Below are 20,059 nucleotides of genomic sequence, written 5' to 3'. Positions count from 1 at the left end.
ATCCATTGGGGCGGGCCCACGAGAGGTCGAATGCCCTGGCACCGGGAGGCCCGATGACTCCGCTGTCCTTCGCACAGGCCCGCCTCTGGTTCCTCAACCAGGTCGAGGGCCCCAGCCCCACCTACAACGTCCCCCTGACCGTCCGCCTCACCGGCCCGCTCGACCGGGCGGCCCTGCGGGCCGCGGTCACCGACCTGGCCGAGCGGCACGAGGCCCTGCGCACGGTCTTCGCCGAGCGGGACGGCATCCCGTACCAGCAGGTGCTGGAGCGGCCCGAGATCCCCTGGTCCGTCTCCCGCCCCGCCGAGGGCGAGCTGGTCGGGGCCGTCCGCGCCGCCGCCGCGCACGGCTTCGACCTCGCCACCGAACTCCCGCTCCGCGCCGACCTGTTCGAGGCACCCGCCGAGGAGGGCCGCGCGCGGCACACCCTCCTGCTGACCCTGCACCACATCGCCGCCGACGGCTGGTCGCTGGCCCCGCTGCTGCGGGACCTGGCCACCGCCTACCGGGCCCGCCGCGAGGGCGCCGCCCCGCAGTGGGAGCCGCTGCCGGTGCAGTACACCGACTACACCCTCTGGCAGCAGGAGCTGCTGGGCGGGGCCGAGGACCCGGAGAGCCTGCTGGCCACCCAACTGGCCCACTGGCGGCGGGCCCTGGCCGACCTCCCGGAGGAGCTGACCCTCCCGGCCGACCGGCCCCGCCCGGCCTCCCCGTCCTTCCACGGCCAGGTGCTGACCACCCGGATCGACGGAGCGCTGCGCGACCGGATCCAGGAGTTCGCCCGGAGCAACGACGCCACCCTGTTCATGGTGGTGCAGGCCGCACTGGCCGCCCTGCTCTCCCGGCTCACCGGTGCCACCGACGTCCCGCTGGGCACCCCGGTGGCCGGCCGGACCGACAGTGCGCTGGAGGACCTGGTCGGCTTCTTCGTCAACACCCTGGTGCTGCGCACCGACCTCTCCGGCGACCCGGGCTTCCGCGAGCTGGTCGCCCGGGTCCGGGACGCCGACCTGGACGCCTACGCCCACCAGGACCTGCCCTTCGAGCGCCTGGTGGAGGAGCTCAACCCGGCCCGCTCGCTCGCTCGCCACCCGCTCTTCCAGGTCATGCTGGTGCTGCAGAACAGCCCCGACGCCCGGCCCGACTTCGCCGGCCTGACCGCCGAGGCCGAGGTCATCGACCTGGACGTGGCCAAGTTCGACCTGATCGTGGAGCTGGCCGAGGACGCCGAGGGCATCGGCGTGCTGCTCAAGTACGCCACCGACCTGCTGGACCGCGCCACCGTCGAGACCTTCGGCGAGCGGCTGCGGCGGCTGGTCGAGGCCGCCCTGGCCGGCCCCGAACTCCCGGTCGGGCAGCTGGACCTGCTCTCCGCCGAGGAGCGCGGCACCCTCGCCGGGCGGTGGAGCGGCGGCCCGTCCACCGTCGACCCCGAGCACACCGTGCACGGAGTCTTCGCCGAACAGGCCGCCGCCCGCCCCACCGCCACCGCCCTGGTCTTCGGCGAACACACGGTCAGCTACCGGGAGTTGGACGAGCTCTCCAACCGCCTGGCGCACCACCTGCGCGCGAGCGGTGTGCGGCCCGGCGAGGTCCTGGGCATCCACCTGGAGCGCTCCCCCGAGCTGGTGACCGCCGTCCTGGCCGTGCTGAAGGCCGGCGCCGCCTACACCGTGCTGGACCCGGAGTTCCCGGTGGAGCGGCTCAACACCCTGGCCGGAAGCACCGACCGGATCCTCACCCGGGCCGCGCTGGCCGACCGGATCGACGCCCCGCAGCTGCTGGTCGAGGGCACCCCGGAGCACCCCACCACGGAGCGCCCCGCCACCGCCCTGCCCGAGCTGGCCCGCCCCCTGGACGCCGCCTGCCTGATGTTCACCTCCGGCTCCACCGGCGCCCCCAAGGGCGTGCTCTCCCCGCACCGGGCGGTCGTCGGCACCCTGCTCGGCCAGGACTTCGCCTCCCTCGACCCCGCGCAGACCTGGCTCCAGTGCTCCCCCGTCTCCTGGGACGCCTTCGCCCTCGAGCTGTTCTCCCCGCTGCTCTCCGGCGGCACCTGCGTCCTCCAGCCCGGCCAGCGGCCCGAACCCGCCCTGATCGCCGAGCTGGTGGCCCGCCACCGGGTCACCACCCTGCACGCCTCCGCGAGCCTGCTGAACTTCCTGCTGGACGAGTACCCGGGCACCTTCACCCACCTCCGCCAGGTGATGACCGGCGGCGAGGCCGCCTCCGTCCCGCACGTGATGCGACTGGTCCGGGACCACCCCGGGCTGACCCTGGTCAACGGCTACTCCCCCGCCGAGTCGATGATCTTCACCGTCGCCCACCACATCACCGCGGCGGACGCCGGGCGCCCCTCGATCCCGGTCGGCCGCGCGCTCAACGGCAAGCAGCTCTGGGTCCTGGACGACCACCTGGCGCTGCTGCCCCCCGGCACGCCCGGCGAGCTCTACATGTCCGGCCTCGGCCTGGCCCACGGCTACACCGGCCAGGCCGGGCTGACCGCCGAGCGCTTCGTCGCCAACCCGCACGGCGCGCCCGGGGAGCGGATGTACCGCACCGGCGACCTGGTCCGCTGGCTGCCCGACGGCGCCCTGGAGTTCCTCGGCCGGGCCGACGACCAGGTCAAGATCCGCGGCTTCCGGGTCGAGCCCGGCGAGGTCCGGGCCGCGCTGGCCGGCTTCCCGGGCGTCGTCCAGACGGCCGTCACCGTCCGCGAGGACCGGCCCGGCCACAAGCGCCTGGTGGCCTACCTGACGGCCGACCGGCCGGTGGACACCACCGAGCTGCGCGCCCACGTGGCCAGGCTGCTGCCCGAGCACCTGGTGCCCGCCGCCTTCGTCCGGCTGGACGCGCTGCCGCTCACCCCCACCGGCAAGCTCGACCGCCGCGCCCTGCCCGTCCCCGACCTCACGCCCCGTCAGGAGTCCCGCCCGCCGCGCACCCGGCAGGAGGCCGTGCTCTGCGACCTCTACGCCGAGCTGCTCGGCCAGGACCGGGCCGGGATCGACGACGACTTCTTCGAACTGGGCGGCCACTCCCTGCTGGCCGCCAAGCTGATCGCCCGCATCCGCTCCGCCGCAGGCGTCGAGCTGACCGTCCGAGACCTGTTCGAGGCGCCCACCGTGCTGCGCCTCGCCGAGCGAATCCGTGGCGCCCGAGGGGCGCGGAAGGGGTCCTACGTCATGGAAGAGCGTCCCGAGGAGATCCCGCTGTCGTACGCGCAGCGCCGCCTCTGGTTCCTCAACAAGCTGGAGGGGCCGAACAGCACGTACAACGTGGCGCACACCATCCGGCTGCGCGGCGTGCTGGACGTGGACGCCCTGCACACCGCCGTCTCCGACGTGGTCGGCCGGCACGAGGCGCTGCGCACCGTCTTCCTGGAGGTGGACGGCGAGCCCTACCAGCGGGTGGTCGCCCCGGGCGTGGCCCGGCCGATGGTGACGGTGCTGGACACCGACGCCGAGGAGCTGCCGCTGGAGCTGGACTTCGCCTCCCGGCACGCCTTCGACCTGATGGTCGAACTCCCCATCCGGGCGCACATCTTCGCGGTCGGCCCCGAGGAGCACGTGCTACTGCTGGTGATGCACCACATCGCCAGCGACGGCTGGTCGCTCGGCCCGGTGATGCGCGACCTGGCCACCGCCTACGCCGCCCGCTGCGACGGCGCCGCCCCGCAGTGGGAGCCGCTGCCGGTGCAGTACGTGGACTACACCCTCTGGCAGCAGGACCTGCTCGGCTCGGCCGACGACCCGGAGAGCCTGCTCTCCCAGCAACTCGCCTACTGGCGCGAGGCGCTGGCCGACCTGCCGGAGGAGATCGCGCTGCCGGCCGACCGCTCGCGCCCGGCACTGCCCTCCAACCAGGGCCAGGTGACCACCGCGCACCTGGACCAGGACCTGCACCGCCGCCTGCTGGCCTTCGCCCGGGAGAACAACGCCACCCTCTTCATGGTGATGCAGGCCGCCCTGGCCGGGCTGCTGACCAGGCTGGGCGCCGGCACCGACATCCCGCTGGGCACGCCCACCGCCGGGCGCACCGACGACGCGCTGGAGGATCTGGTCGGGTTCTTCGTCAACACCCTGGTGCTGCGCACCGACCTCTCCGGGGACCCGACCTTCCGTCAGCTGGTGGCCCGGGTCAAGGAGACCGACCTCGACGCCTACGCCCACCAGGACGTCCCCTTCGAGCGCCTGGTGGAGGAGCTCAACCCCGTCCGCACCCTCTCCCGGCACCCGCTGTTCCAGGTGATGCTGGTGGTGCAGAACAACGCCGAGGCCAAGCTGCGGCTGCCCGGCCTGGACGCCGAGATGGCGCCCGTGACCACCGACACCGCCAAGTTCGACCTCACCCTGGGCTTCACCGAGACCTTCGGCACGGACCGCGAGCCGGCCGGGATCCGGGCGATGGCCGAGTACGCCACCGACCTGTTCGACCGGGCCTCGGTCGAGGTCATCCTGGACCGCCTGGTCCGGCTGCTGGAGGGTCAGCTCTCCGAGCCCGACGTGCCGGTGGGCCGGCTGGAGATCCTCTCCGGCGAGGAGCGCCGCGCCCTGCTGGTGGACTGGAACGACACCACCACCGAGTACCCGGCCGAGGCCTGCGTGCACCAGCTGTTCGAGCAGCAGGCGGCCCGCCGGCCGCTGGACACCGCGCTGGTCTTCGGCGAGGAGACCGTCGGCTACCGGGAGTTGGACGAGCGGGCGAACCGGCTGGCCCGTCACCTGGTGGCGAGCGGCCTGCGCCGGGGCGACGTGGTCGGCGTCTACCTGGAGCGCTCCACCGAGCTGGTCACCGCCGTGCTGGCGGTGCTCAAGGCCGGCGGCACCTACACCATGCTCGACCCGGACTTCCCGGCCGACCGGATCGCCGCCGTGCTCGGCCACACCGAGGCCGCCCTGCTGCTCACCGTCTCGGAGCTGGGGGGCAGGCTGACCGACGGCCCGCGGGAGCTCCACCTGGACCGGGACGCCGGGTCGATCGCCCGCCACCTCGCCACCGCGCCCGAGGTCCCGGCCGGCCCGGGCGACGCGGCCTGCGTGATGTTCACCTCCGGCTCCACCGGTGTGCCCAAGGGCGTGGTCTCCCCGCACCGGGCGATCGTCGGCACCCTGGTCGGCCAGGGCTTCGTGGACTTCGACCGGGCCCAGGTCTGGCTGCAGTGCGCCCCGGTCTCCTGGGACGCCTTCGCGCTGGAGCTGTTCGGCCCGCTGCTCTCCGGCGGCACCTGCGTCCTCCAGCCCGGCCAGCGGCCCGAACCCGCCGTCATCGCCGAGCTGGTGACGCGCCACCGGGTCACCACCCTGCACGTGTCGGCCAGCCTGCTGAACTTCCTGCTGGACGAGTACCCGGACACCTTCACCCACCTCCAGCAGGTGATGACCGGCGGCGAGGCCGCCTCCATCCCGCACGTGATGAAGCTGGTGCACGGCTTCCCGCAGATCAGGCTGGTGAACGGCTACTCCCCCGCCGAGTCGATGATCTTCACCGTCTCCCACGAGATCACCGCCGCCGACGGCTCCCGCCCCTCCATCCCGGTCGGCCGCCCGCTCGGGAACAAGCGGCTCTACGTGTTGGACGACGGCCTCGGCCTGGTCGCCCCCGGCGTCACCGGCGAGCTCTACATGTCCGGCGTCGGCCTGGCCCACGGCTACGCCGGCCAGGCCGGGCTGACCGCCGAGCGCTTCGTGGCCTGCCCGTTCGGCGAGCCGGGGGCCCGGATGTACCGCACCGGCGACCTGGTGCGCTGGCGCGGCGACGGCGTGCTGGAGTTCCTCGGCCGCGCCGACGACCAGGTCAAGATCCGCGGCTTCCGGGTCGAACCCGGCGAGGTCCGGGCCACCCTGGCCGCCTTCCCCGGGGTCGGCCAGGCCGCCGTGGTGGTCCGCGAGGACCGCCCGGGCGACAAGCGCCTGGTGGCCTACGTGGTGACCGACGGCTCGCCCGAGGCCGCTGCGGTGGACGCCGCCGCGCTGCGCACCCACGTGGCCGCGCTGCTGCCCGAGTACATGGTGCCCTCGGCCGTGGTCTTCCTGGAGGCGCTGCCGATCACCCCGACCGGCAAGCTGGACCGCCGGGCCCTGCCCGCCCCGGACCACAACCGCGGCGAGCTGGGCCGCGAGCCGCGCAACGCCCAGGAGGAGCTGCTCTGCGGCCTGTTCGCGGAGATCCTCGGCCTGGAGTCGGTCGGCATCGACGACGACTTCTTCGACCTCGGCGGCCACTCGCTGCTGGTCACCCGCCTGGTCAGCCGGCTGCGCTCGGTGCTCGGCGTGGAGATCGGCATCCGCGACCTCTTCCAGGCCCCCACCGTGGCCCGGCTCGGCAAGCGGGTGGACCGCGCCCAGCACGCCCGCCCGGCGCTGCGCGCGGTGGCCCGGCCGGAGCGCCTGCCGCTCTCCTTCGCCCAGCAACGACTCTGGTTCCTCGGCCAGTTGGAGGAGCAGGGCTCGGCCTACAACGTGCCGGTGACGGTCCGGCTGCGCGGCGCCCTGGACACCCGCGCGCTGCGCGCCGCGGTGGACGACGTGGTGGCCCGGCACGAGGTGCTGCGCACCGTCTTCGAGGAGTTCGCCGGCCGCCCGTACCAGCGGGTGCTGGCCCCCGACCAGGCCGAGATCCCCTGGGACCAGGCGCCGGTGACGGAGCACGGGCTGGCCGGGGCGGTCGCCCGGGCCGCCAACCGGGGCTTCGACCTGGCCACCCAGGTCCCGCTGCGGGTGCACCTGTTCGACCTCGGCCCGCAGGAGCACGTGCTGCTGCTGGTGATGCACCACATCGCCAGCGACGGCTGGTCGATGGGCCCGCTGATCCGCGACCTGGGCGCCGCCTACGCGGCCCGCTCCACCGCGGGCGAGGCCCCCGACTGGGCCCCGCTGCCGGTGCAGTACGCCGACTACACCCTCTGGCAGCAGGCGCTGCTCGGCGCGGACGACGACCCGTCCAGCCTGGTCTCCCGGCAACTCGCCTACTGGCGGGGCGCGCTGGCCGAGCTGCCGGAGGAGCTGAACGTCCCGACCGACCGGCCCCGCCCGGCCACGCCGAGCAACCTGGGCGACGCGGTCTGGGTGAGCACCGACGCCGAACTGCACGGGCGGCTGCTGAGCTTCGCCCGGGAGCACCAGGCCACCCTCTTCATGGTGCTCCAGGCCGGGCTGGCCGCGCTGCTCTCCCGGCTCGGCGGCGGCACCGACATCCCGCTCGGCACCCCGGTGGCAGGCCGGGTGGACGAGGCGGCGGACGACCTGGTCGGCTTCTTCGTCAACACCCTGCTGCTGCGCACCGACCTCTCCGGCGACCCGAGCTTCCGTCAGCTGGTCGAGCGGGTCCGGGAGTCGGACCTGGACGCCTACGCCCACCAGGACGTCCCCTTCGAGCGCCTGGTGGAGGAGCTCAACCCCGTCCGCACCCTCTCCCGGCACCCGCTCTTCCAGATCATGCTGGTGGTGCAGAACAACAGCTCGGCCGAGCTGAGCATCCCGGGCCTGGAGGCCTCGATCGTTCCGGCCGGGGTGGACACGGTGAAGTTCGACCTCACCGTGGCCGTCACCGAGCGCCGCGAGGCCGGTGCCCCGGCCGGACTGAAGATCAACATCGACTACGCCTCCGACCTCTACGACCGCGCCACCGTCGAGGAGTTGGCGGCCCGTCTGGTCCGCCTGCTGGAGGGCGCGCTGGCCGCGCCGGAGCTGCCGGTCGGCCGGGTGGACGTGCTCTCGCCGGCGGAGCGCCTGCTGCTGACCGAGGAGCTCAGCGGGCAGCCGTCCACCGTGGACCCGGAGCGCACCGTGCACGGCGTCTTCGCCGGGCAGGCCGCCGCCCGCCCGGAGGCCACCGCCCTGGTCTTCGGCAGAACCACCGTCAGCTACCGGGAGTTGGAGGAGCGCTCCAACCGCCTCGCCCACCACCTGATCGCGGGCGGTCTGAAGCGCGGCGAGGTCGCCGGCCTGCACCTGGAACGCACCCCCGAGCTGGTGGTGGCGGTGCTGGCCGTCCTCAAGGCCGGCGGCACCTACACCGTGCTGGACCCGGAGTTCCCGGTCGACCGCCTCAACGCGCTGGCCAGGACCGCCACTTGGGTGGTGACCGACGCCGCGCACGCGGGCCGGATCGACGCCCCGCAGCTGCTGCTGGAGGGCGCGGCCGGGCACCCCGCCACCGCCCTGCCCGAGCTGGCCGGCCCGCTGGACGCCGCCTGTGTGATGTTCACCTCCGGCTCCACCGGCACGCCCAAGGGCGTGGTCTCCCCGCACCGGGCGATCGTCGGCACCCTGCTCGGCCAGGACTTCGCGGAGCTGAGCCCCGATCAGGTCTGGCTCCAGTGCTCGCCGGTCTCCTGGGACGCCTTCGCCCTGGAGCTGTTCTCCCCGCTGCTCTCCGGCGGCACCTGCGTGCTCCAGCCGGGCCAGCGCCCGGAGCCCACGGTGATCGCCGCACTGGCCGCCGAGCACGCGGTGACCACCCTGCACGTCTCGGCCAGCCTGCTGAACTTCCTGCTCGACGAGTACCCGGCCACCTTCGCGGGGCTGCGCCAGGTGATGACCGGCGGCGAGGCCGCCTCCATCCCGCACGTGATGCGCCTGGTCGAGGACTTCCCGCAGATCCGGCTGGTGAACGGCTACTCGCCCGCCGAGTCGATGATCTTCACCGTCGCCCACCACATCACCCCGGCGGACGCCGGGCGCCCCTCGATCCCGGTCGGCCGCGCGCTCAACGGCAAGCAGCTCTGGGTCCTGGACCGGCACCTCGACCTGGTCGCCCCCGGCGTGGTCGGCGAACTGCACATGGCCGGCCTCGGCCTGGCGAACGGCTACACCGGCCAGCCAGGCCTGACCGCCGAACGCTTCGTCGCCAACCCCTACGGCCCGCCCGGCAGCCGGATGTACCGCACCGGCGACCTGGTCCGCTGGCTCCCGGACGGCTCGCTGGAGTTCCTCGGCCGGGCCGACGACCAGGTCAAGATCCGCGGCTTCCGGGTCGAGCCCGGCGAGGTGCGCGCCGCCGTCGCCTCCTACGGCGAGATCGGCCAGACGGCGGTGGTGGTCCGGGAGGACCGCCCCGGCGACAGGCGCCTGGTGGCCTACCTGACCGCCGACCGCCCGGTGGACACCGCCGCCCTGCGGGCCCACGTGGCCGAGCGGCTGCCGGAGTACATGGTGCCCTCCGCCTTCGTCCAGCTGGACGCGCTGCCGATGACGCCCACCGGCAAGCTCGACCGGCGCGCCCTGCCGGCCCCCGACCTGACGCAGCGTCCGGCCGGCCGGGGCCCGCGGGACGAGAGGGAGGAGAAGCTCTGCGGCCTGTTCGCCGAGATCCTCTGCCTGGAGACGGTCGGCATCGACGACAACTTCTTCGAGCTCGGCGGTCACTCCCTGCTGGTCACCCGCCTGATCAGCCGGGTCCGCTCGGTGCTCGGCGCCGAACTCACCATCAAGGCCGTCTTCGAGGCGCCGACGGTGGCCGACCTCACCGGCCGCCTGACCACCGCCGTCCGCGCCCGTCCGGCCCTGCGGGCCCGGTCCAAGGAGGTCACCTCGTGATCCCGCTCTCCTACGCCCAGGCCAGACTCTGGTTCTACGAGCAGATCACCGGCACCAGCTCCGCCTACAACCTGCCCCACGCGCTGCGCCTGCGGGGCGAGTTGGACACCGAGGCGCTGCAGCTGGCCCTGGCGGACGTGCTCACCCGGCACGAGGCGCTGCGCACCACCTACGGCGAGCAGGACGGCCGTCCGTACCAGCGGGTGCTGGACGCCGAACTCGCCCGGCCGGTCTGGACGGAGGGCACCACCACCGAGCAGGAGCTGGCCGCCGAGCTGGACCGGGCCTGCAACCTCTCCTTCGACCTCACCGCCGACCTGCCGATCCGTCCCTTCCTCTACCGGCTCGCCGAGCGGGAGCACGTGCTGCTGCTGGTGATGCACCACATCGCCACCGACGGCTGGTCGCTCGGCCCGCTGGTCCGCGACCTGGCCGCCTCCTACACCGCCCGGCGGGGCGGGGCGGCCCCGGCCTGGGAGCCGCTGCCGGTCCAGTACGCCGACTACACCCTCTGGCAGCAGGAGCTGCTCGGCGAGGAGGACGACCCCGAGAGCCTGATCTCGGCCCAACTCGCCCACTGGCGCGAGACCCTGGCCGGCCTGCCGGACGAGGTGGCGCTCCCGCTGGACCGGCCCCGCCCGGCCGTCCCGGCGCACAAGGGCACGGCGGTTTCCATGGTCAGCACCCCCGAACTGCACGCCCGGCTGACCGCCTTCGCCCGGGAGCGCGGCGCCACCGTCTTCATGGTGGTGCAGGCCGCCCTGGTCACCCTGATGACCAGGCTCGGCGCCGGGACGGACGTCCCGATCGGCACCGCCACCGCCGGGCGCGGCGACGAGGCCCTGGACGACCTGGTCGGCTTCTTCGTCAACACCCTGGTGCTGCGCACCGACGCCTCCGGGGACCCGGGCTTCGCCGAGCTGGTGGACCGGGTCAAGGAGGCGGACCTGACCGCCTTCGCCCACCAGGACGTCCCCTTCGAGCGCCTGGTGGAGGAGCTCAACCCGGCCCGCTCGCTCTCCCGCCACCCGCTGTTCCAGCTGATGCTGCTGGCCCAGCAGGCCGGCGAAGGGGCCGGCGGCGGGCCGGAGTTCGGCGGGCTGGAGACGGCTCCGCTGCCGGTCGGCACCGACGCGGTGAAGTTCGACCTCACGCTGGCCGTGGGCGAGTCCGCCCAGGGGCTGAAGCTGAACGCCGACTTCGCCACCGAGGTGCTGGACGCCGGCACCGTCCGCCGGCTGCTGGCCCAGCTGCTGCGCCTGCTGGACGCCGGGCTGGCCGACCCGGCGCTGCCGGTCAGCCGGCTGCCGCTGCTCACCGAGGAGGAGGAGCGGGCCGCCCTGGCCCCGGCCCTGGTCACCGCCCCGGCCACCGTGCCGGTGCACGAGCTGATCGCCGAACGGGCCCGCACCGCCCCGCAGGCGGTCGCGGTCGAGGCGGGCGAGGTCCGCCTGAGCTACGCCGAACTCGACGCCAGGGCCAACCAGTTGGCCCACCACCTGATCCCGCTGGGCGCGGCGCCCGGCCGGCTGGTCGGGATCTGCCTGGAGCGCTCCGTCGAACGGATCGTCACCCTGCTGGCGATCCTCAAGACCGGTGCCGCCTACGTCACCCTGGACGCCTCCTACCCGGCCGAGCGGCTGGCCTGGATCGCCGAGGACGCCGCCCTGCCGCTGGTGGTCACCTCGCCCGGACTGCTGGAGCGGCTGCCCGCGAGCGCGGCCCTGCCGGTGCTCTACGGCGCGCAGTCCGGAGCCCCCACCACCGACCCGGGGGTGACGGTCCACCAGCGCGAGGCCGCGTACGTGATCTACACCTCCGGCTCCACCGGGCGTCCCAAGGGCGTGGTGGTCGAGCACGCCGGGCTGAGCGACCTGTGCGCCTGGATGCTGCGCGAGTTCGGCCACTCCCCCGCCGACCGGGCCAGCCAGGTCTCCACGCCCGGTTTCGACTCCTCGGTGATCGAGCTCTGGCCCGTGCTGGTGGCCGGCGGCACCGCCTGCCTGCCGGACGAGAAGCTGCTGGAGGACGCCGAGGCACTGACCGGCTGGATCGCCGAGCAGCGGATCACCGTCTGCTTCATGCCCACCCCCCGGCTGGAGGCCTCCCTCGACGACCTGACGGCCGATCCGGGCGCGCTGCGCCTGGTCTACCTGGGCGGCGACACCCTGCGGCGCTGGCCCGCCCCCGGCGTGCCGTTCCGGATGTCCAACCAGTACGGGCCCACCGAGTTCACCGTGGCGGCCACCGCCGCCGAGCTGGGCCCGGAGCCCTCCCCCGGCGCCCTGCCCCCGATCGGCACCGCCGTCGACAACACCCGCACCTACGTGCTGGACGCCCACCTGCGCCCCGTCCCGGTCGGCGCCACCGGCGAGCTCTACCTCGCCGGAGCCGGCATCACCCGCGGCTACCTGAACCGCCCCGGCCTCACCGCCGAACGCTTCGTCGCCGATCCGCACGGCGGCGAGGGCGGCCGGATGTACCGCACCGGCGACCTGGTCCGCCGCCGCCCCGACGGACAGCTGGCCTTCGCCGGCCGCGCCGACCAGCAGGTCAAGATCCGCGGCCTGCGGATCGAACTCGGCGAGATCGAGGCCCTGCTGACGAAGTACCCGGCCGTCACCCAGAGCGTGCTGGACGTCCAGCACGACCGGCTCGTCGCCTACCTGACCGCCACCGAGCCGCTGGACCCGGCCGAGCTGCGCCGGCACGCCGCCGAGTGGCTCCCGGACTACATGGTGCCCGCCGCCTTCGTGCAGCTGGACGCCCTGCCGCTCACCCCCAACGGCAAGCTGGACCGGCGCGCCCTGCCCGCCGTCGAACTGCCGGGCCGGGAGGGCGGACGGGCGCCGCGCAACGCCCGCGAGGAACTGCTCTGCGGCATCTACGCCGAGCTGCTCGGCGAGGAGGCCGTCACCATCGACGACTCCTTCTTCGACCTCGGCGGCCACTCCCTGCTCGTCACCCGCCTGATCAGCCGGGTCCGCACCGCACTCGGCGCCGAACTCACCGTCAAGGCGGTGTTCGAGGCCCCGACCGTGGCCGAGCTGGTCCACCACCTCTCCACCACCGACACCTCCCGCCCCGTCCTGCGCCGCTCCGCCGACCAGGGCCCGAGCGCCCCGCTCTCCCCCGCCCAGGCCCGGCTCTGGTTCCACCAGCAGGCCCAGGGCACCGAGAGCACCGCCTACAACTTCCCGTACGCGATCCGGCTGGCCGGGGAGCTGGACCGGGCCGCCCTGGAGCAGGCCCTGGACGACGTGATCGCCCGGCACGAGGTGCTCCGCACCGGGTACCAGGAGGTCGGCGGCGAGCCGCGGCAGGTCGTCCGGGAGGCCGAACTCGCCCGCCCCGACTGGACCTTCGCGGAGCTCGACCAGGACGGCCTGCGAGCCGAACTCGCCCGGGCCGGCGACCTGCCGTTCGACCTGGCCGCCGACCTTCCGCTGCGGCCGTACCTCTACCGGCTCGGCGAGCAGGAGCACGTGCTGCTGCTGGTGCTGCACCACATCGCCACCGACGGCTGGTCGCTCGGCCCGTTCAGCCGGGACCTGGCCACCGCCTACCGGGCCCGCCGGGACGGCGCGGCACCCGGCTGGAAGCCGCTGCCGGTGCAGTACACCGACTACACCCGCTGGCAGCAGGCGCTGCTGGGCGCCGACGAGGACCCGGAGAGCCTGCTCAGCCGTCAACTCGCCCACTGGCGCGAGACCTTGGCCGGCCTGCCGGACGAGGTCACCCTGCCGCTGGACCGGCCCCGCCCGGCGGCGCCCACCCAGCAGGGCGCGGCGGTCAGCCTGACCAGCTCCCCCGAGCTCCAGGCCCGGCTGCTCGCCTTCACCCGGGAGCGGCACGTCACCCTCTACATGGCCGCGCAGGCCGTGCTGGCCGCGCTGCTCTCCCGGCTCGGCGCCGGCACCGACGTCCCGATCGGCACCGCCACCGCCGGGCGCACCGACGACGCGCTGGACGACCTGGTCGGCTTCTTCGTCAACACCCTGGTGCTGCGCACCGACGTCTCCGGCGAGCCGGGCTTCGCCGAGCTGGTGGACCGGGTCCGGGAGACCGACCTGGCCGCCTTCGCCCACCAGGACGTGCCCTTCGAGCGCCTGGTGGAGGAGCTCAACCCGGCCCGCAGCATGGCCCGCCACCCGCTGTTCCAGGTCATGCTGCTCGCCCAGCCCCCGGTCTCCGCCACCGGCGGCGGGGAGGGCTTCGCCGACCTGACGGCCCGTCCGGTCCCGGTCGGCACCAGCACCGTCAAGTTCGACCTCACCCTGGCCGTCACCGAGACACCGGAGGGGCTGCGGCTCAACGCCGACTACGCCACCGAACTGCTGGACGCCGGGACGGTGGAGCGTCTGCTGGAGCGCTTCCTGCGCCTGCTGGAGGCCGCCCTCGACGCCCCGGAGGTGCCGGTCGGCCGGCTAGACCTGCTCGGCGAGGAGGAGCTCCGGACCGTCCTGCACGGCTGGAACGACACCGCCGTGCCCTTCCGCACCGACCGCCGGGTGCCCGAGGTGATCGCCGAGCACGCCCGGCTGACGCCGGACGCACCGGCCCTGGAGTGCGGCGACCGCACCCTCTCCTACCGCGAACTCGACACCTCCGCCAATGAGTTGGCTCACCACCTGATCGCCCGGGGAGTGCGCCGGGGCGACCTGGTCGGGGTCTGCCTGGGCCGCGGCACCGAGCAGGTGGTCACCCTGCTGGCCGTGCTCAAGGCCGGCGCGGCCTACGTCCCGCTCGACGCCTCCTACCCCGCCGACCGCCTCGCCTACATCGCCGAGGACGCCGGGCTGCGCCTGGTGGTCACCGAACCCGCCCTGGCCGGGCGCCTCTCCGGACCCGAACTCCTGCTCCACGGCGAGCAGTCGGGCTCGCCCACCACCGACCCGGGCGTGACCGTGCACCCGCGCGACGCCGCCTACGTGATCTACACCTCCGGCTCCACCGGACGCCCCAAGGGCGTGGTCTGCGAGCACGCCGGGCTGACCAACCTCACCGAGTGGATGGTCCACGAGTACGGACTCACCAGCGCCGACCGGGCCAGCCAGATCGCCACCCCCGGCTTCGACTCCTCGGTGATGGAGCTCTGGTCGATCCTGGTGGCCGGAGGCACCGCTTGCCTGCCCACCCCGCGGCTGCTGGACGACGCCGAGGCCCTCACCCGCTGGGTGGCCGAAGCCGGCATCACCGCCTGCTACATGCCCACGCCCCGGATGGAGGCCGCCCTCGACGACCTGACCGCCCGCCCCGGCGCCCTGCGGCTGATCTACCTGGGCGGCGACACCCTGCGCCGTTGGCCCGAGCCGGGCGTCCCGTTCCGGATGTCCAACCAGTACGGCCCGACCGAGTTCTCCGTCACCACCACCTCGGCCGACCTCGGCCCCGAGCCCTCCCCCGGTGCCCTTCCCCCGATCGGCCGCCCGGCCGCCAACAACCGGGCCTACGTGCTGGACGCGTACCTGCGCCCCGTCCCGGTCGGCGCCACCGGCGAGCTCTATCTGGCCGGAGCCGGCATCACCCGCGGCTACCTGGGCCGCCCCGGCCTCACCGCCGAGCGCTTCCCGGCCTGCCCGTACGGCCCGGCGGGCGAACGCATGTACCGCACCGGCGACTTGGTGCGGTGGCGGCCGGACGGTCAGCTGGCCTTCCTCGGCCGGGCCGACCAGCAGGTCAAGATCCGCGGTCTGCGGATCGAACTCGGCGAGATCGAGGCCCTGCTGACCAGGCACCCCGACGTGGCGCAGACCGCCCTGCTGGTCCGTGAGGACCGTCCCGGCGACCGGCGCCTGGTCGCCTACCTGACCGGCCACCGCCCGCTGGAGGCGGGCGAGTTGGCCGCCTACGCCGCCGAGTGGCTCCCCGCCTACATGGTGCCCGCCGCCTTCGTGCAGCTCGACGCCCTCCCGCTCACCCCCAACGGCAAGCTCGACCGCCGCGCCCTGCCCGCCCCCGAGCTCCCCGAGCGCGGCGAGGGCCGCGCGCCCCGGACCACCACCGAGCGGCTGCTCTGCGAGGTCTACGCGGAGCTGCTCGGCGCGGACGGGGTCTCCATCGACGACTCCTTCTTCGACCTCGGCGGCCACTCCCTGCTGGTCACCCGCCTGATCAGCCGGGTCCGCACCGCACTCGGCGCCGAACTCACCGTCCGGGCCGTCTTCGAGGCCCCCACCGTGGCCGAACTGGTCGGCCACCTCGGCACCGACGGCGAGCTCCGCCCCGCACTGACGCCCGCCGAGCGCGGAGCCACCGCCCCGCTCTCCCCCGCGCAGGCCCGGCTCTGGTTCCACGAGCAGGTGCAGGGGCCGAGTGCGGCCTACAACCTCCCGTACGCCCTGCGCCTGAGCGGGGAGTTGGACACCACGGCGCTGCGCGGGGCGCTCACCGACCTGACCGACCGCCACGAGATCCTGCGCACCACCTACCTGGAGGGCGCGGACGGACCGCTCCAGCGGGTGCTGCCCGCCGGCACCGCCCCCGAGTGGACCGAGACCGACCTCACCGAGGAGGAGCTCGACGCCGCGCTGGCCGCCGCCTGCGGCCACGTCTTCGACCTCACGGCCGAACTCCCGCTGCGCGCGGTGCTGTTCCGGACCGGGCCGGCCGAGCACGTGCTGCTGCTGGTCACCCACCACATCGCCACCGACGGCTGGTCGCTCGGCCCACTGCTGCGCGACCTGGCCGACGCCTACGCCGCCCGGACCGGCGGCCCGGCCCCCGCCCGGGAACCGCTGCCCGTCCAGTACGCCGACTACACCCTCTGGCAGCAGGAGCTGCTCGGCTCCGACCAGGACCCGGAGAGCCTGCTCAGCCGTCAACTCGCCCACTGGCGCGAGACCCTGGCCGGCCTGCCGGACGAGGTCACCGTCCCGCTGGACCGACCGCGCCCCGCCCAGCCGACCTTCCTGGGCGCGGCCGCCACCGCCACCGGCAGCCCGGAGCTCCAGGCGAGGCTGCTCGGCTTCGCCCGCGCCCAGCACGCCACCACCTACATGGTGGTGCAGGCCGCCCTGGCCGCGCTGCTGGCCCGGCTCGGGGTGGGCACCGACATCCCGATCGGCACCGCCACCGCCGGGCGCACCGACGAGGCCCTGGACGACCTGGTCGGCTTCTTCGTCAACACCCTGGTGCTGCGCACCGACGCCTCCGGCGACCCGAGCCTGCGTCAGCTGCTGCACCGGGCCCGGGAGACGGCGCTGGCCGCCTACGCCAACCAGGACGTGCCCTTCGAGCGCCTGGTGGAGGAGGCCAACCCGGCCCGCTCGCTCTCCCGCCACCCGCTGTTCCAGATCATGCTGCTCACCCAGCCGCCCGGCGCCGGGCACGCCGCCGCCTACCCGGGCCTGACCACCGCCCCCGTGGCGATCGGCACCGGCTCCGCCAAGTTCGACCTCACCCTGGCCGTGGCCGAGACCGAGGACGGGCTCCGGCTGACCGCCGACTACGCCACCGACCTGCTGGACCACTCCTCGGTGGAGCGCCTGCTGGCCCAGCTGCTCCGGCTGCTGGACGCGGCGCTCGCCGACCCGGACCGGCCGATCGGCGCTCTGCCCCTGCTCACCACCGAGGAGCTCACCGCTGCCCTGGCCCCCGGCGTCACCACCGGCCCGGCCACCGTACCCGTGCACGAGCTGATCGCCGAGCACGCCCGGCGCACCCCGGACGCGCCCGCCCTGGACCACCCGGACGGCCTGCTCAGCTTCCGGCAACTCGACGTCTCTGCCAACGAGTTGGCACACCGACTGATCGCCCGTGGGGTCCGCCGGGGCGACCTGGTCGGGGTCTGCCTGGGCCGCGGCCCGGAGCTGGTGGTCACCCTGCTGGCCGTGCTCAAGGCCGGCGCGGCCTACGTCCCGCTGGACGCCTCCTACCCCGCCGACCGCCTCGCCTTCCTGACCGAGGACGCCGGGCTGCGCCTGGTGGTCACCGAACCCGCCCTGGCCGGACGCCTCCCGAGGGCCGAACTCCTGCTCCACGGCGAGCAGTCCGGCTCCCCGGCCACCGACCCGGGGGTGACCGTCGGCCCGCAGGACGCCGCGTACGTGATCTACACCTCCGGCTCCACCGGCCGCCCCAAGGGCGTGGTGGTCGAGCACGCCGGGCTGAGCGACCTGTGCGCCTGGATGCGCCGCGCCTACGGCGTGGCCGCCACCGACCGGGCCAGCCAGATCGCCACCCCCGGCTTCGACGCCTCGGTGATGGAGCTCTGGCCGGTGCTCACCGCCGGCGGCACCGCCTGCCTGCCCGACCCCGTCCTGCTGGAGGACGCCGAGGCCCTCACCCGCTGGGTGGCCGAGGCCGGGATCACCGCCTGCTTCATGCCCACCCCCCGACTGGAGGCCTCCCTCGACGACCTGACCGCCCGCCCCGGCGCCCTGCGCCTGCTCTACCTCGGCGGCGACACCCTGCGCCGCTGGCCCACCCCCGGCGTGCCGTTCCGCATGGTCAACATGTACGGCCCCACCGAGTTCACCGTGGCGGCCACCGCCGCCGACCTCGGCCCCGAGCCCTCCCCCGGCGCCCTGCCCCCGATCGGCACCGCCGTCGACAACACCCGCACCTACGTCCTCGACGCCCACCTGCGCCCCGTCCCCGTCGGCGCCACCGGCGAGCTCTACCTCGCCGGAGCCGGCATCACCCGCGGCTACCTGAACCGCCCCGGCCTCACCGCCGAACGCTTCCCCGCCGACCCGTACGGCCCGCCCGGCGGCCGGATGTACCGCACCGGCGACCTGGTCCGCCGCCGCCCCGACGGACAGCTCGCCTTCGCCGGCCGCGCCGACCAGCAGGTCAAGATCCGCGGCCTGCGGATCGAACTCGGCGAGATCGAGGCCCAGTTGACCCGCCACCCGGCGGTCCTCCAGGCCGCCCTGGACGTCCGCGACGGACGGCTGGTCGCCTACCTCACCACCACCGGCCCGCTGGAGGAGGCCGAGCTGCGCCGCCACGCGGCCGGGCAGCTGCCCGAGTACATGGTGCCCAGCGCCTTCGTCCGCCTCGACGCCCTCCCGCTCACCCCCAACGGCAAGCTCGACCGCCGCGCCCTGCCCGCCCCCGACCTCCCCGCCCGCGCCGAGGGACGCGCGCCCCGCACCCCCCGTGAGGAGCTGCTGCTCACGCTCTTCGCCGAGGCCCTCGCCCAGCCCGACCTCACCGTGGACGACGACTTCTTCGCCCTCGGCGGCCACTCCCTGCTGGCCACCCGCCTGGTCAGCCGGATCCGCACCGCGCTCGGCGTCCGGCTCGGCCTGCGCTCGCTCTTCGAGGCGCCGACCGTGGCCGAGCTGGCCGAACTCCTCGACTCCGGGGCCGAGTCGGACTCGCTGGCCGTCCTGCTGCCGCTGCGGCCGCGCGGCTCCCGGACCCCGCTGTTCTGCGTCCACCCGGCCGCCGGGATCAGCTGGGTGTTCTCCGGCCTGCTCCGCACCCTCGACCCCGAGCAGCCGGTGTACGGCCTGCAGTCCCGGGCCTTCGCCGAACCCTCGGGCGCACCGGCCTCGATCGAGGAGATGGCCAAGGACTACCTGGAGCAACTGCGCCGGGTCCAGCCCGAGGGCCCCTACCAGCTGCTCGGCTGGTCCTACGGCGGGGCCGTCGCCCACGAGATGGCCTGTCAGCTGCGCTCCGCCGGCGAGGAGGTGGCGCTGCTGGCGATGCTGGACGGCTACCCGCCGATCCCGGACCAGCTGCGCGAGTGGTCCCCCGAGGACGGCACCACGCTGGCCGCCCTGCTCGGCACCCTCGGCTACCCGTTGGACGGGTACCGGGACGGCCGCCCGACGCCGGAGGAGTACCGGGCCGCCGTCCGGCACCCCGACGGTCCGCTGGCCGGACTGGACCGCGAGCTGACCACCGCCCTGCCCCGGGTCTTCGCCGCCAACCTCAACCTGCTGGCCGGCCACCGGCCCGGCCGCTTCGACGGGGACGTGCTGTTCTACCTGGCCGCCGAGGGGCGCACCGCCGACTCGGCCGACCCGTCGCTCTGGCTGCCGCACGTCGGCGGCCGGCTCACCGTCCACGCGGTCGACACCGCCCACGCCCTGATGACCCGTCCGGAGCCGCTCGCCGCGATCCGGCCCACCCTGACCGCCGCCCTGCTCCGGAACGAGGAATGATGACCACCTCCCCCGACCTCGAACTCACCACCGTCGACACCGACTTCGCCGTCTCCGTGGTCCGCCGCTTCTACCACCTGGTCGACACCGGCGACGCCCCCGGCCTGGCCGCGCTGTTCGCCCCCGACGCCGAGTACCGGCGCCCCGGCTACGGCCTGATGACCGGCCCCGAGGGCCTGCTCGGCTTCTACGGCCGCGACCGCACCATCGCCTCCGGCGACCACACCCTGACCACGGTGCTCGCGGACGGCGCGACGGTCGGCGTGTTCGGCGAGTTCCACGGCGTGCTGCACTCCGGCGCCCCGGTGGACCTGCGCTTCGCCGACTCCTTCACCGTCCGCCCCGACGGCCTCTTCGCCACCCGTGACACCTACTTCTTCGCCCCGCTCGTCTGACCGG

Annotated in this window: 3 protein-coding genes; all 3 read left to right on the top strand. The window is 74.6% G+C overall.

All coding sequences use genetic code 11. The features are described from left to right. The first annotated feature begins 53 nt into the window (after positions 1–53). From ACWEPF_RS17910 to ACWEPF_RS17900, 3 genes are read left to right on the top strand one after another with little or no spacing between them, the layout of a single operon-like run. Positions 54–9,539 (top strand): amino acid adenylation domain-containing protein, encoded by a 9,486-nt coding sequence (locus tag ACWEPF_RS17910; protein WP_452173319.1) that lies wholly within the window; start codon positions 54–56, stop codon positions 9,537–9,539. Beyond that, positions 9,536–19,660: an amino acid adenylation domain-containing protein gene (locus tag ACWEPF_RS17905; RefSeq protein WP_452173318.1), complete on the top strand. Its 10,125-nt coding sequence runs from the start codon at positions 9,536–9,538 to the stop codon at positions 19,658–19,660. The genes ACWEPF_RS17910 and ACWEPF_RS17905 overlap by 4 nt, the downstream gene beginning before the upstream one ends. Next, on the top strand, positions 19,660–20,055 hold the full coding sequence (locus tag ACWEPF_RS17900) for a nuclear transport factor 2 family protein (RefSeq protein WP_452173317.1): 396 nt from the start codon (positions 19,660–19,662) through the stop codon (positions 20,053–20,055). The genes ACWEPF_RS17905 and ACWEPF_RS17900 overlap by 1 nt, the downstream gene beginning before the upstream one ends. Positions 20,056–20,059: the final 4 nt, after the last annotated feature.

This window comes from Kitasatospora sp. NPDC004289 (genome assembly GCF_053602875.1).
Note: the sequence above shows the minus strand (reverse complement) of the source record. Positions and strands in the feature narration are given on the sequence as shown.